A 13,399-nucleotide genomic window follows, 5' to 3' on the forward strand; every position below is an offset into this window, starting at 1 on the left:
GGAATTGCGTCAAACAAGCCGGCGAGCGCGCGTGCCCGCCATTCAAGCCTCGATACGAGGTCGCGGCTCCTTACACGAAGCCGACTGCCTATTCTAGCCGGGTTTTTCAGCGGTGGCGAATGATCCTGCCGGCTGAAACGTCGTGCTGATGCCGTCACGCCGCCTTGTCGACCAACCGGGCCAGCTGCGTCATCACCACGGCCGAACCGGCGAGCCGCTTCTCCGCATTCGGCCAGTCGCGCATGAAGACCACGCTGTGGTCGGCCCTGATCTTGGCCAGCGAGCCCTGTTCGCCGATGAACTTGACCAGCCCGACCGGATTGGGGAACTCGCGCTTGCGGAAATGGATGACGACGCCCTTGGGGCCGGCATCGAGCTTCTCGACATTGGCCTTGCGGCAGAGCGCCTTGATGAACACGATCTTCAACAGATGCGTCACCTCTTCCGGCAGCGGCCCAAAACGGTCGATGAGCTCGGCGCCGAAGGCGTCGATCTCCTCGGTGCTCTGGAGATCGCCGAGGCGGCGGTAAAGCGCCATCCTGAGCTGCAGGTCGGGCACATAGCTTTCGGGGATCATCACCGCGGTGCCGACCGCGATCTGCGGCGACCAGCCGCCATCCTGCGCCTCGCCGGTATCCTTCACCTCGGCCACCGCCTCCTCCAGCATCTGCTGGTAAAGCTCGAAGCCGACCTCCTTGATGTGGCCCGACTGCTCTTCGCCAAGAAGATTGCCGGCGCCGCGGATGTCGAGGTCGTGGCTGGCGAGCTGGAAGCCGGCGCCCAGCGTGTCGAGCGACTGCAGCACCTTCAGCCGCCGCTCGGCCGTGTCGGTGAGCTTGCGGTTCGCCGGCAGCGTGAACAGCGCATAGGCGCGCACCTTCGAGCGGCCGACGCGGCCGCGCAGCTGGTAGAGCTGCGCCAGGCCGAACATGTCGGCGCGATGGACAATCAGCGTGTTGGCGGTCGGAATGTCGAGACCGGATTCGACGATGGTGGTCGACAGGAGCACATCGTACTGGCCGTCGTAGAAGGCGTTCATGATGTCGTCCAGCTCGCCCGGCGGCATCTGGCCGTGCGCCACCGCCACCTTCAGCTCCGGCACGGATTCCCGAAGGAAATCATGGATTTCGGCCAGGTCACTGATACGCGGCACGACATAGAAGGAATGGCCGCCGCGATAGCGTTCGCGCAGCAGCGTCTCGCGGATGACCAGCGGATCGAAAGGCGAGATGAAGGTGCGTACCGCCATGCGGTCGACCGGCGGCGTGGCGATCAGCGACAGTTCGCGCACGCCGGTCAGCGCCAGCTGCAGCGTGCGTGGGATCGGCGTCGCCGACAAGGTCAGCACATGCACGTCGCTCTTGAGGTCCTTCAGCCGCTCCTTGTGCTTGACGCCGAAATGCTGCTCCTCGTCGATGATCAAGAGGCCGAGACGCTTGAACGAGATCGAGCTGCCAAGCAGTGCGTGTGTGCCTACGACGATGTCCACCGTGCCTTCGGCAATGCCCTTCTTGGTCTCCGCAAGTTCCTTGGCGCCGACCAGGCGCGAGGCTTGCGCGATGCGGATCGGCAGGCCGGAGAAGCGCTGCGAGAAGGTCTTGAAATGCTGGCGCGACAGCAGCGTCGTCGGTACGACCACCGCAACCTGGAACCCTTCCATCGCCGCGATGAAGGCGGCGCGCAGCGCCACTTCCGTCTTGCCGAAGCCGACGTCGCCGCAGATCAGCCGGTCCATCGGCTTGCCTGCACCGAGATCGTCCGTGACGGAATCGATTGCTGTCTGCTGGTCGTCGGTTTCCTCATAAGGGAAGCGCGCTGCAAACTCGCCATAAAGGCCGTCGGCCGGGATCATGGCAGGCGCGGAACGCATCTGCCGCTCGGCGGCGATGCGGATCAGTTGTCCGGCCATGTCGAGCAGACGGCGCTTCAGCCGCGCCTTGCGCGCCTGCCAGGCGCCACCGCCAAGCTTGTCGAGCGTCGCTTCCGCCGAATCCGAGCCGTAGCGCGACAGGAGCTCGATATTTTCGACTGGCAGGAACAGCCGGTCGTCGCCGGCATAGTGGATCTCCAGGCAGTCATGCGGTGCGCCGACCGCCTCGATGGTGCGCAGGCCGATGAAGCGGCCGATGCCGTGATCGGCATGGACGACGATATCGCCCGAGGACAGCGATGTGGCCTCGGCGATGAAGTCGGAAGCCTTCTTCTTGCGTTTCGAACGGCGGATGAGCCTGTCGCCAAGGATGTCCTGCTCGGCGACGACCACCATGTGGTCGGTCTCGAAGCCGGATTCGAGCGGCAGCACGGCGAGACCCGCCTGCCCCGGCTCGAGCTTTTCGACCTCGGCAAGCGTCGCGACCGGCTTCAGATTGCCAAGATGATGTTCGGCAAGGATTTGCCCAAGCCGGTCGAGCGAGCCTTCCGTCCAGCCGGCGACGATCACCCGGCGACGCGCGGCGCGCTCGTCGGCAATGTGTTTCACGACCACGTCGAAGACGTTGATGTTGGGGTCGGCGCGCTCCTCGGCGAAGCTCCGGCCATGCCGCGAGCCGGCATGGAAAACCTTCTTGCCTCCGACATCGGGGGCATCGAAAACCGTGAAGTCTATGTCTTCGCGCGGACCGAGCGAGGCCTTGAGATTTTCAGGCGACAGATAGAGGAGATCCGGCGCAACGGGCTTGTAGGGCACCGCATCCTTCAATGCGCTGTCAGCCTGCTTCCGGCGCGCCTCGTAGTGATCGAGGATCAGTGTGTGGCGCTCGGCCAGCGCCTCATGTGCCAGATGGTCGAAAACGACGGGCGCATCCGGCAGATAATCGAACACCGTTTCCAGCCGCTGGTAGAAGAACGGCAGCCAGTGCTCCATACCGGCAAAGCGCCGGCCTTCACTCACGGCAGCGTAGAGCGCGTCATCGCGCGACGGCGCGCCGAAGGCTTCGATGTAGGAGCGGCGGAAGCGGCTGATCGTTTCCGGCGTCAGCGCCACCTCGCTCATCGCCTGCAGCGACATCGACTTGCGCTGCCCGGTGGTGCGCTGCGTCGCGACGTCGAAGACGCGGATCGATTCCAACGTGTCGCCGAAGAAGTCGAGGCGCAGCGCCTCGCTCCAGCCCGGCGCGAACAGGTCGAGGATACCGCCGCGCACCGCGAATTCGCCGAGGCCGCGCACGGTCGGCACGCGCTCGAAGCCGGACGTCTCCAGCCGCGCGATCAGCACGTTCATGTCGATCTGGTTGCCCGGCTTGGCGTGGAAGGTCTGCGCCTCGATCAGCCCGGCCGGCGGGATGCGCTGCAACAGCGCATTGGCCGTGGTGAGGATCACGGCACGATGCGGCTTCTTGGCCAGCGCAATCATGGCGGAAAGCGCATCGAGCCGCCGCGCGGCGGCATCGGCGCCGGGCGAAACGCGATCGTAAGGCAGGCAATCCCAGGCCGGCAGCTCCAGCACCGGCAGTCCGGGCGCCGCGAAAGCGAGCGCTTCGATGATCGCCGGCAGCCGCTGGCCGTCGCGCGCGACGAACAGCACCGGCTTGTCCGGTGCGATCTCCTGCGCCGTCTGCACCAGCGCGAAGGCTTCGTAGCCGTCGGCAACGCCGTCGACGATGAACTGGCCGGCGCGAGCCTTGGGCAGGCCGATGGATGGAATGAGTTTCATGCGTTTTTCAAAATGTCATGGTCCGGCGCGACGCCAGGATCTTTTGCAGCACCGCGCAATCGACATCGGGCGGAACCGGGCGCTCGCCGGTGACTATCGGCAGGAATTCAGTATCGGGAATTTCGAGAAGCCTCTCATATTGGTCGATTTCATCGCCGGTCAAGGCGCCGATCTCGGCGTCGGCGAACGAACCCAGGACGAGGTCCATCTCGCGCATGCCACGGTGCCAGGAGCGGAACAGAAGCTTGCGGCGGCGGGCGTCGAGCCCCTCGCTTGATCGCTGTGTTCCGGTCATGGCGCCGCATCCCTGTCCAAAGCGGCGCATATAGCGTGGATAGTGGCCGGTGTCAGCCTTTGCGCTGCGACCGTCGCGACATAAGCTGACACGATGCGTCCCACCATCCTCGATCCCCTGTTCGTTCCGATCACCTCGCTCGCCGGCGTAGGCCCGAAGGTTGGCCTGCTGATCGAGAAGGTCGTGCCGGCCGATCTCGGCGATCGAGCCGCGCGCGCAGCCGACCTTCTGTTCGTGCTGCCCAACACGGTGATCGATCGCCGCAACCGGCCCGGCATCGCGCTTTCGGCCGAGGGCCAGATCGTCACGCTCGAGGTGCGGGTCGACCGCCATCAGCCGCCGCCGCGCGGCAACCGGTCGGTGCCATACCGCGTTTACGCCCATGACGACACCGGCGAGGTGGCGCTGACCTTCTTCCATGCCCATGCCGCCTATCTCCAGAAGATGCTTCCCGAAGGCGAGCACGTGGTGATCTCGGGTCGCATGGAATGGTTCAACGGCCGCCCGACCATGGTCCATCCCGACCATATCGCGCCGATCGACGAGGCCGAGGGGCTGCCGCTGGTCGAGCCGGTCTATCCGCTCACCGCCGGCCTGTCGCCAAAGGTGCTGCGCCGCGCCATCGGCCAGGCGCTCGGCCGCCTGCCGGAGCTGCCCGAATGGCAGGACGACGCCTTCATGCGCCGCCACACTTTTCCATCCTTCGGCGACGCGCTCGCCCGCATCCATTATCCGAAGGACCCCATCGAAATTGCCGTCGAGGGCTCGGCCTGGCGTCGTCTTGCCTATGACGAGTTGCTGGCAGGCCAGGTGTCCCTGGCACTGGTGCGGGCAAAAATCCGCCGGCTGTCAGGGCGGCCGCTGGTCGGCGACGGCCGCATCGTCGAGAAGCTGCGCGCGGCCCTACCCTACAAGCTCACGCCCTCACAGGAATTCGCGCTCGGCGAAATCAACGCCGATCTCGCCGATCCCGAACGCATGCTGCGCCTGCTGCAGGGCGATGTCGGCTCCGGCAAGACCGTGGTGGCGCTGCTTGCCATGGCGCGTGCCGTCGAGGCGGGCGGCCAGGCGGCGCTGATGGCGCCGACGGAAATCCTGGCGCGCCAGCATCTGGCGACCATCGCGCCGCTGGCGGAAACAGTCGGCCTGCGCCTCGCCATCCTCACCGGGCGCGAGAAGGGCCGCGAGCGTGCCGAGACGCTGGAAGCTCTTGCCACCGGCGCGATCGACATCGTCGTCGGAACGCATGCGCTGTTCCAGGAAACGGTGACATTCCATGATCTCGTTCTTGCCGTCATCGACGAGCAGCACCGTTTCGGTGTCCACCAGCGCCTCGCCATCACCGCCAAGGGCGACGCGCCCGACATGCTGGTGATGACGGCGACGCCCATACCGCGCACCCTGGTGCTGACCGCCTTCGGCGACATGGACGTCTCGAAGCTGACCGAAAAGCCGGCCGGCCGGCAGCCGATCCGCACCGTGACCCTGCCGATGGAACGGCTGGACGAACTGGTCGGACGCATGCGCGATGCAGTTGCCGAAGGCCAGAAGATCTACTGGATCTGCCCGCTGGTCGAGGAATCCGAAGAGATCAAGCTGATGTCGGCGGAGGACCGTTTCGCCTCGCTGAAACCGCTGTTCGGCGACCGGATCGGCCTTGTGCACGGCCGCATGAAGGGCGTCGAGAAGGACGAGGCGATGCGCGCCTTCAAACAAGGCGAAACGCGCATCCTGATCGCCACCACCGTCATCGAGGTCGGCGTCGACGTGCCCGACGCCACGATCATGGTCATCGAGCATGCCGAACGCTTCGGCCTTGCCCAGTTGCACCAGCTGCGCGGCCGGGTCGGGCGCGGCGACAAGCCGTCATCCTGCGTGCTGCTCTACAAGGATCCGCTCGGCGAGACGGCAAAGCGCCGGCTTTCGGTTATGCGCGAGACCGAGGACGGCTTCCGCATCGCCGAGGAGGACCTGAAACTGCGCGGCGAAGGTGAGTTGCTGGGCACCCGGCAGTCCGGCACGCCCGGCTTCCAGGTGGCGCGCCTCGAGTTCCATGCCGACCTGCTCGAAGCCGCGCGCGACGACGCCCGGCTGATCCTGTCGCGCGATCCGGAATTGCAGTCCGAACGCGGCCAGGCGCTTCGCCTCCTGCTCTACCTGTTCGGGCGCGACGAAGCGGTGCGCTTGCTGCGCGCTGGCTGAGGTCCGGAGCCGCGTGGCGGGTTGGCAAGTGGACCCTTGATCATTTCGCCGTTCAGCGCCACGATCGTGGGCCTGACTTCCGGCGCGACCAAGCCCGCCGAAACGATCAGCTTGGCGCCGTCCTCGATCGTCATGTCGAGCAGCACGATCTCGGATTTATGCACATACATCAGGAAGCCGGTGGTCGGATTCGGCGTGCACGGCATGAACACCGCGACCAGCGGATCGCCCTCCTGGTCGAGCTTCTGATTGATCTCGGTTTCCCTCTCGCTGGCGACGAAGACCAGCGACCAGACCCCCTTGCGCGGATATTCCACCAGGCCGACCTGGCGGAACATGTCGCCCTTGTTCGACAGCACCGTCTCGAAAATCTGTTTCAGCGAGCGATAAATGCCGCGCACCAGCGGCATGCGGCCGAGCAGCCGCTCGCCGACATTGACGATGGCGCGGCCGACGATGTTGGCTGTCATGAAACCGATGAACGTGATCATCACCAGCGCCACGATCAGCCCGAAGCCGGGGACCGGAAATGGCAGATAGGTGTCCGGGTTGTAGCGGGCGGGAATGTAGGGCTTTACCCAGGAGTCGACCCAGCCGATGAGCGACCAGGCAATGTAGGCGGTTATCGCCAATGGGGCGCAGACGACGAAGCCCGTCAGGAAATAATTCCTCAGCCGGGTCATGCCAGAGGTCTTCAGGGCATCGGACATGGGGTTCACCGCGGCGCAGGGTTGCGTCGCCGAGATTAGAGAACCGCGAGCCGGTTTGGAACTGCGAAAGTTTTTTAAAGAATGATCGTCATGCCGCCGCGTCCAGCGGCACGATCTTCTCGAGTTCCGACGCTATTTTCCTCGCTTCGGTCTCCAACTCGTAGGCCTTCTGGAAGTTCATCCAGAACTCGGGCGTGGTGTTGAAGAACCTGGCGAGACGAAGCGCCGTATCAGGAGTAAGACCAACCTCTTCCTTGACGATGCGTTCGATCCGAGTGCGTGGAAGATTGAGCTTTTTTGCAAGCGCGCCGGCACTCATGCCAAGCGGCGCAAGGTATTCCTCGCGCAAGAATTCTCCGGGGTGTATGGGGCGTGCGAACTTGAGCATAGCTCAGTATCCTCAAAGGGTTAGGGCAAGTGCCCACTCAGTGGTAGTCGGCAATTTCCACATCTTCGGCGCCGGCAGCGGTCCATCTGAAGCAGATGCGCCACTGATTGTTGATGCGTATCGAATGCTGCCCTGCACGATCTGCTTTTAATGCCTCAAGATGGTTTCCCGGCGGTGACCGGAGGTCGTTCAATTGGACGGCATTGTCGATTGCCCGAAGTCGGCGCTCGGCACGGGCGACCAGATCCGACGGAAATCCTTTCGGTCCCTTCCCGCGGCGACCGCCTCCACCGTCTTGCCTTTGAACGAGACGATCAACAGCCTTCCCCACGATTTGTATCATACCTTGATACACAATCAGGAGCAAGAGGCCCGTATCACTGATTGATACGATCCGGCGCAGCGCCAGATGTCGCCTTACTCCACCGTCACCGATTTCGCCAAATTGCGCGGCTGGTCGACGTCGGTGCCCATGAACACGGCGGTAAAGTAAGCGAGCATCTGGATCGGCAGCGCGTAGATGATCGGCGAGATGATCTCCGGCACCTCTGGCAGGATGATCGTTTCCATCGTCTTGACGCTCGCCTGTGCTGCGCCCTTGGCGTCGGTGATCAGGATGATCTTGCCGCCGCGCGCCGCCACTTCCTGCATGTTCGAGACCGTCTTTTCGAAGATCCGGTCATGTGGGGCGATGACGATCACCGGCATGTTCTCGTCGATCAGCGCGATCGGCCCGTGTTTCAGCTCGCCGGCCGCATAGCCCTCGGCGTGGATGTAGGAAATCTCCTTGAGCTTGAGCGCGCCTTCCATGGCCAAAGGGAAATTGGTGTCGCGGCCGAGATAGAGCACGTCCTTGTAGCGGGAGAGCTCGCGCGATATGCGCTCGATCTGCTCATCGAGTTTCAGCACCTGGGTAGCGAAGCGCGGCGCTTCCGAAAGCTCGCGCACCAGCCGCTTTTCCTCATCGCGCGAAATCGCGCCGCGCGCCACGCCGGCGCGCACCGCGAGCGATGCCAGAACCGAAAGCTGGCAGGTGAAGGCCTTGGTCGAGGCGACGCCGATCTCCGGCCCGGCAAGCGTCGGCAGCACGACATCGGATTCGCGCGCCATGGTCGATTCCCGCACGTTGACAACCGCGCCGATCTTCATGCCGGCCTGCCGGCAATAACGCAGCGAGGCCAGCGTGTCGGCGGTCTCGCCCGACTGCGAGATGAAGAAGGCCGCGTCGTTGGCCGAAAGCGGCATCTCGCGATAGCGGAACTCCGAGGCGACATCGATGTCGACCGGCAGCCGCGCATAGCGCTCGAACCAGTATTTGCTGATCAGCCCGGCGAGATAGGCTGTGCCGCAAGCCGAGAGCGCCAGCCGGCCGATCTTGGCGAAGTCGAACGGCAGGTCGAGCGGCTTCGACACGCCCGAGACGAAATCCACGTAATGCGCCAGAGTATGCGAGATCACCTCCGGCTGCTCGTGGATTTCCTTTTCCATGAAATGCCGGCGGTTGCCCTTGTCGACCATGAAGCTGGTCGACAGCGACTGCTGGCGCTTGCGGGCGACCTTTTTGCCGTCGATGTCGAAGATCGCGACGCCGTCGCGGCGAACCACCGCCCAGTCGCCGTCCTCGAGATAGGTGATCGAGTTGGTGAAGGGCGCCAGCGCTATGGCGTCGGAGCCCAGGAACATCTCGCCCTCGCCATGACCGACGGCCAAAGGCGGGCCGTTGCGGGCGCCGACGATCAGGTCTTCATCGCCCTTGAACATGATCGCCAGGGCGAAGGCGCCTGAAAGGCGCTTCAGCGCCGCATGCGCCGCCTCGACCGGCTTCAGTCCCTTGGCGAGTTCGCGCGCCACCAGATGCGCCACGACCTCGGTATCGGTCTGCGAGGCGAAGCTGTAGCCGTCGCGGGTAAGCTCGTCGCGCAGCTCGGCGAAATTTTCGATGATGCCATTATGGACGATGGCGACGCCGTTGGAAAAATGCGGATGCGCGTTGGTTTCGTTGGGCACGCCATGCGTCGCCCAGCGCGTGTGGCCGATGCCGATCGTGCCGTCGAGCGGCTCGTCCTTCAGCCGGCGTTCGAGGTTGACCAGCTTGCCTTCGGCGCGGCGGCGGCCAAGCTCGCCCTTCTCGATGGTGGCGACACCGGCCGAGTCATAGCCGCGATATTCGAGCCGCTTCAGCGCGTCGACAATGAGCGGCGCAACCTGCTGCCGGCCGACGATTCCAACGATACCGCACATGCGATAACCCCCGATTCCCAGCGGAAAACCCAGCGTCATCTACGGATTGCCGGGCTACCGCGAAAGTCACTTTGCGTTTCGTTCCGTGTCAGCCGGAACCCTGTTTCGCGTACCATCATGGCAGAGGGCCATTGCAATCCAGTTACCGCAATTGTTCGGTTTTTCGATCACTTCAGCGCCGAAACATCCATGCGCACTGCCTTCGTCTATACTGCGAGGTGCAGCTGCTGCGGCAAGTACCATTTGCGGCGGTATTGCGTCATCCTTCGAATGACGATCCGCGCTGGATGACACAAGGCGGCTTTGAGATGCAACAGCCAGCGCGCTGCTGGTGAGCGGGAAACCAATTGCCCTGAGCTGCGGCCTGCTTATTCCGCCGCTTTCTTCCTTGCCGCGGCAGCCGAAGCTAAGCGCTCGCGCAGTTCCTTGCCCTTGCCGGGGATCGTCCTCTGGCGGGCCCGGCCAAAGGCCAGCGCGTCGTCGGGCACGCTTTCGGTGATCACGCTGCCCGAAGCGATGTAGCCGCCCTTGCCGATCGTGACCGGCGCCACCAGCGAGGAATTCGAGCCGACAAAGGCCCCCTCGCCGATGTCGGTGAAGAATTTCGAGTAGCCGTCATAGTTGCAGGTGATGGTGCCGGCGCCGATATTTGCCCCAGCACCGACCCGCGCATCGCCGACATAGGTCAGGTGGTTGACCTTGGCGCCCTCCTCGACCGTCGCCTGCTTGACCTCGCAGAAATTGCCGACCTTGGCCTTTTTCCTGAGATCGGCACCGGGGCGCAATCGAGCGAAGGGCCCGATCTCGCAGTTCTCGGCGATGGTGGCCCCTGTGAGATGGCTGAAGGCATGGATCGTGGCGCCGGTGGAAATCTTGACGCCCGGACCGAACCAGACATTCGGCTCGACGATCGTGTCGGCCCCGATCTCGGTGTCATGCGAGAAATAGACGGTTTCCGGCGCGATGAGCGTGACGCCCGCAAGCATCGCCTCGCGCCGCCGGCGCGTCTGCCAGATCGCTTCCGCTTCCGCGAGCTCGGCCCGGTTGTTGATGCCGAGCGCGCTCTCGAAGCCAGCCTCCATGGCAACCACATCGAGGCCTTCCGCGCCGGCGATCTCGACGATGTCGGTCAGGTAGAATTCGCCCTTGGCGTTCTTGTTGCCGACCTTGTCGAGCAGCCGCAGCGCATGCTCGCCCGCCACCGCCATCATCCCGGCATTGCAGAAGCCAATCTTCTTCTCGTCTTCGGAGCAGTCTTTCTCCTCCCGAATGGCGACGAGTTTGCCGCCCTTCTCGATCAGCCTGCCATAGCCGATCGGGCTTGGCGGACGAAAACCGATCACCACGACGGCGACACCCTCCGCCAGCTTTTGCCGCGCGGCTGCCAGAGCCTGCGCGTCGATCAGCGGCGTGTCGCCGAACATCACCAGGATGTCGTCATAACCCTTTGATATCGCTTCGCGAGCGGCAAGCACCGCATGTGCGGTGCCGAGCCGCTTCTCCTGCACGAAAGTCTCTGCCTTCGGCGCGAATTTGTGCGCCGCCCTGCGCATCTCGTCGGCGCCATGACCGATCACCAGCGCGAGGCCCGTCGCGCCGGCCGCTTCGGCAGCCTTCACGACGTGAGCCACCATCGGCAGGCCGGCAATGGCGTGCAACACCTTCGGCATGGCGCTTTTCATGCGCGTGCCTTCGCCGGCGGCGAGGATGACGGACAGGCAGGATCTCTGGCTCATGGATGGGCAACCATATGAAAAGGTTTGGAATCAACGCACATTTAGCATTGGCGCTATGCTGTACCAATGCGGTTAAATTCCGGTGAGATGGATTGAGCAACTGACTTTTAATCAGCGGGTCCTGCAGCGAAATCGCGCGGCCAGCACCCCTACAATAGGCCGTGCTTCCTGAATTCCGCCTGCTCGTCGCCGGCGATCCAGCCGAAGACCTTCAAGCTGCCATCGCGCCGTTCGACGAGATAATCGACCTCGAAATCGATGGTCACGTGACTTCTGTCCTTGCGTTCATAGTCGCCCGACCATCGCACCTTGGCCACGCAATGGCCCTCATCGATGGGCGTCACCGCGACATCTTTGCAGGTCATCGCCTTGCTTCCCATCGCCCGATAGGCCTCAAAACCCTTTTTCATGATGTCTTTCAGCTGCTGGCCGTTCTCGCCGACCATCACCCCTGCAGGCGTTACCGAGACAAAGCCGGACGAATACATGTCTCCAAAATCGTCCATGTCGAAATTGCCGACGATCGCGTCGTTGTAGACCCTTTCGTAGGCCTTGAAGAACTTCTGCACGTCAGCCTTGGCTACCATTGTCGCCTCGCCGGTCGGTCATCGGTTGTTGCGCCCGCGCACGGCCTGTAACGCCAGTTTTCGGGCATCGTTCCGGTTTGACGATAGCGATGTCAGCCCAGCCGCCCAAGCACCGGGAAATTCTCCAGCAGCCAGTAAGACGCGCTCTGTACGCCGCCTGTGAGGAAAAAAACACCGGCGACGACCAGCAGCGCTCCGATCGCTTTTTCGACGCGGCCGAGATGGACGCGGAATTTGCCGAGGAAGCGCATGAAGGCGCCGGAAAACAGCGCCGCGATCAGGAATGGGATGCCGAGGCCGAGCGAGTAAGCCGCAAGCAGCAGCGCGCCCTCACCCACCGTCTCGCGCCCGCCGGCTAAAGTCAGGATCGGCCCCAGCACCGGGCCGATGCAGGGCGTCCAGCCGAAAGCGAAAGCAAGGCCCATCACATAGGCCGCTATCATGCTGGCCGGCTTGCCTTGAGACTGGAAACGCGCTTCGCGCGACAACAGCGGGATGCGCAGGATACCGAGGAAATTCAGGCCCATGATGATGATCAGGACGCCCGCCGCCATCGCCAGCGGCTCCTGCCAGACGCGCAGCAGGCGACCGATGGTCGAGGCTCCGGCGCCGAGCGCGACGAACACCGTGGAGAAGCCAAGCACGAAAGCAAGCGAGGCATAAAGCAGCGCGCCGCGCGCGCCTTCCTTCGCCGTCACGCTCTGGCTGCCACGGAAATCATCGACCGAAACGCCGGCCATGTAACAGAGATAAGGCGGCACCAGCGGCAGCACGCATGGCGACAGGAACGAGATCGCCCCTGCCCCGACCGCGCTGACATAGCCGATGTCCAATGCCATCCAATGAGTCCCGATTGTGCTGGCGTCGATATAGCGACGCCGGCGCGCGCCTGCCAATCACCATTGTGTGGCCGCTTCACCCGAGGAAGAAACAGCCTCCTCGATGCGTTGACTGGATGAGCGCGCGATTGCCGCGCGCTTGTTCTCAGGGAGATTTGTGATGAAAGCGATTGCACTCGGGTTTGCCGCCCTTTTGCTCGGCACCGCCGCGTCCCACGCCGCCGAGGCCTGGAAGGAAGCCGAAGTCGGCGGCACCAAGATCTACACCGACGCCAACGGCATGACGCTTTACACCTTCGACAAGGACGAGAAGGGAAAGTCGAACTGCTACGACAAATGCGCCGCCAACTGGCCGCCGCTGAAGGCCGAGGCCGGCGCCAAGGCCGACGACGAATGGACGGTCGTCGACCGCACCGACGGCACCAAGATGTGGGCCTATGACGGCAAGCCGGTCTATACTTTCGTCAAGGACAAGAAGGCCGGCGACATGGCCGGCGAAGGCGTTGCTGGCGCCTGGCATGTCGTAAAGGCCGACTGAGAAAATGTGCCCGCCCCGTTAAAGGGCACGATCTGGCCGCCGATCCCTCGATCTGGCGGCCAGCAGGCTTTGCCCCCTCGTCAGCCCTTTCGAAGCACTGACGTCACCGTCCCCAAAAATGTGATCTTTGCCATACACTCTAAGAGTGTATCTGGCATTGGCACCTCGCAAATTGGCCGCCTCCCCTTGACCGATTGCAAAAGCGCGGCCA

At 63.7% G+C, this 13,399-nt stretch carries 12 protein-coding genes; 3 read left to right on the forward strand and 9 right to left on the reverse strand.

Going from position 1 to position 13,399, the window contains the following annotated elements; genetic code table 11:
• Positions 1 to 154: 154 nt before the first annotated feature.
• Together mfd and YU3_RS0112110 are read right to left on the reverse strand one after the other, a co-directional pair.
• Positions 155 to 3,652, reverse strand: a complete 3,498-nt coding sequence (mfd, locus tag YU3_RS0112105; RefSeq protein WP_027166498.1) for a transcription-repair coupling factor — start codon at positions 3,650 to 3,652, stop codon at positions 155 to 157.
• Between the two features lie 7 nt (positions 3,653 to 3,659).
• Positions 3,660 to 3,947, reverse strand: a complete 288-nt coding sequence (locus YU3_RS0112110) for a succinate dehydrogenase assembly factor 2 (RefSeq protein WP_027166499.1) — start codon at positions 3,945 to 3,947, stop codon at positions 3,660 to 3,662.
• 93 nt (positions 3,948 to 4,040) lie between these two features.
• On the opposite strand from YU3_RS0112110, the gene recG reads away from it, so the two are divergent.
• A complete protein-coding gene (recG, locus tag YU3_RS0112115) occupies positions 4,041 to 6,149 on the forward strand; it encodes an ATP-dependent DNA helicase RecG (protein ID WP_027166500.1) in 2,109 nt (702 codons plus the stop codon).
• Here recG and YU3_RS0112120 read toward each other — a convergent pair.
• From YU3_RS0112120 to YU3_RS39230, 3 genes are all read right to left on the reverse strand, one after another.
• A complete protein-coding gene (locus YU3_RS0112120; protein WP_027166501.1) occupies positions 6,101 to 6,859 on the reverse strand; it encodes a DUF502 domain-containing protein in 759 nt (252 codons plus the stop codon). The two genes, recG and YU3_RS0112120, sit on opposite strands and share 49 nt — an antisense overlap.
• Positions 6,860 to 6,947: 88 nt before the next feature.
• Positions 6,948 to 7,247 carry a HigA family addiction module antitoxin gene (locus tag YU3_RS0112125; protein ID WP_027166502.1) on the reverse strand — a complete coding sequence of 100 codons (300 nt, stop codon included), beginning with the start codon at positions 7,245 to 7,247 and terminating at the stop codon, positions 6,948 to 6,950.
• 37 nt (positions 7,248 to 7,284) lie between these two features.
• Complete coding sequence (locus YU3_RS39230) at positions 7,285 to 7,491, reverse strand: type II toxin-antitoxin system RelE/ParE family toxin (protein WP_348631171.1); 207 nt, start codon at positions 7,489 to 7,491, stop codon at positions 7,285 to 7,287.
• On the opposite strand from YU3_RS39230, the gene YU3_RS42235 reads away from it, so the two are divergent.
• On the forward strand, positions 7,441 to 7,635 hold the full coding sequence (locus tag YU3_RS42235) for a hypothetical protein (protein ID WP_027166503.1): 195 nt from the start codon (positions 7,441 to 7,443) through the stop codon (positions 7,633 to 7,635). The genes YU3_RS39230 and YU3_RS42235 overlap by 51 nt on opposite strands.
• Before the next feature lie 29 nt (positions 7,636 to 7,664).
• On the opposite strand, the gene glmS is transcribed toward YU3_RS42235, so the two are convergent.
• The 4 genes from glmS to YU3_RS0112150 form a co-directional block, all read right to left on the reverse strand.
• The gene (glmS, locus tag YU3_RS0112135; protein WP_027166504.1) at positions 7,665 to 9,488 is read right to left on the reverse strand and encodes a glutamine--fructose-6-phosphate transaminase (isomerizing); all 1,824 of its coding nucleotides are present in this window, start codon (positions 9,486 to 9,488) and stop codon (positions 7,665 to 7,667) included.
• 368 nt (positions 9,489 to 9,856) lie between these two features.
• Positions 9,857 to 11,224 carry a bifunctional UDP-N-acetylglucosamine diphosphorylase/glucosamine-1-phosphate N-acetyltransferase GlmU gene (glmU, locus tag YU3_RS0112140; protein ID WP_027166505.1) on the reverse strand — a complete coding sequence of 456 codons (1,368 nt, stop codon included), beginning with the start codon at positions 11,222 to 11,224 and terminating at the stop codon, positions 9,857 to 9,859.
• A 149-nt stretch (positions 11,225 to 11,373) separates the two neighbouring features.
• Entirely contained in the window at positions 11,374 to 11,811 is a 438-nt protein-coding gene (locus YU3_RS0112145; RefSeq protein ID WP_027166506.1) for a hypothetical protein, read from the reverse strand.
• 92 nt (positions 11,812 to 11,903) lie between these two features.
• Positions 11,904 to 12,650 carry a cytochrome c biogenesis CcdA family protein gene (locus tag YU3_RS0112150; protein WP_027166507.1) on the reverse strand — a complete coding sequence of 249 codons (747 nt, stop codon included), beginning with the start codon at positions 12,648 to 12,650 and terminating at the stop codon, positions 11,904 to 11,906.
• Positions 12,651 to 12,810: 160 nt separating this feature from the next.
• Here YU3_RS0112150 and YU3_RS0112155 point away from each other — a divergent pair, with 160 nt between their 5' ends.
• Positions 12,811 to 13,188 (forward strand): hypothetical protein, encoded by a 378-nt coding sequence (locus YU3_RS0112155; RefSeq protein WP_027166508.1) that lies wholly within the window; start codon positions 12,811 to 12,813, stop codon positions 13,186 to 13,188.
• The last annotated feature ends 211 nt before the right edge of the window (positions 13,189 to 13,399 follow it).

The sequence above is a fragment of the Mesorhizobium sp. WSM3224 genome (genome assembly GCF_000427725.1).
In the GTDB taxonomy this organism is placed as follows: Bacteria; Pseudomonadota; Alphaproteobacteria; order Rhizobiales; family Rhizobiaceae; genus Mesorhizobium.

Excerpts from the sequence above, each read along its gene's own strand:
- mfd (WP_027166498.1), bottom strand. The coding sequence starts at position 3,652 with ATGAAACTCATTCCATCCATCGGCCTGCCCAAGGCTCGCGCCGGCCAG.
- YU3_RS0112110 (WP_027166499.1), bottom strand. The coding sequence starts at position 3,947 with ATGACCGGAACACAGCGATCAAGCGAGGGGCTCGACGCCCGCCGCCGC.
- recG (WP_027166500.1), top strand. The coding sequence starts at position 4,041 with ATGCGTCCCACCATCCTCGATCCCCTGTTCGTTCCGATCACCTCGCTC.
- YU3_RS0112120 (WP_027166501.1), bottom strand. The coding sequence starts at position 6,859 with ATGTCCGATGCCCTGAAGACCTCTGGCATGACCCGGCTGAGGAATTAT.
- YU3_RS0112125 (WP_027166502.1), bottom strand. The coding sequence starts at position 7,247 with ATGCTCAAGTTCGCACGCCCCATACACCCCGGAGAATTCTTGCGCGAG.
- glmS (WP_027166504.1), bottom strand. The coding sequence starts at position 9,488 with ATGTGCGGTATCGTTGGAATCGTCGGCCGGCAGCAGGTTGCGCCGCTC.
- glmU (WP_027166505.1), bottom strand. The coding sequence starts at position 11,224 with ATGAGCCAGAGATCCTGCCTGTCCGTCATCCTCGCCGCCGGCGAAGGC.
- YU3_RS0112145 (WP_027166506.1), bottom strand. The coding sequence starts at position 11,811 with ATGGTAGCCAAGGCTGACGTGCAGAAGTTCTTCAAGGCCTACGAAAGG.
- YU3_RS0112150 (WP_027166507.1), bottom strand. The coding sequence starts at position 12,650 with ATGGCATTGGACATCGGCTATGTCAGCGCGGTCGGGGCAGGGGCGATC.
- YU3_RS0112155 (WP_027166508.1), top strand. The coding sequence starts at position 12,811 with ATGAAAGCGATTGCACTCGGGTTTGCCGCCCTTTTGCTCGGCACCGCC.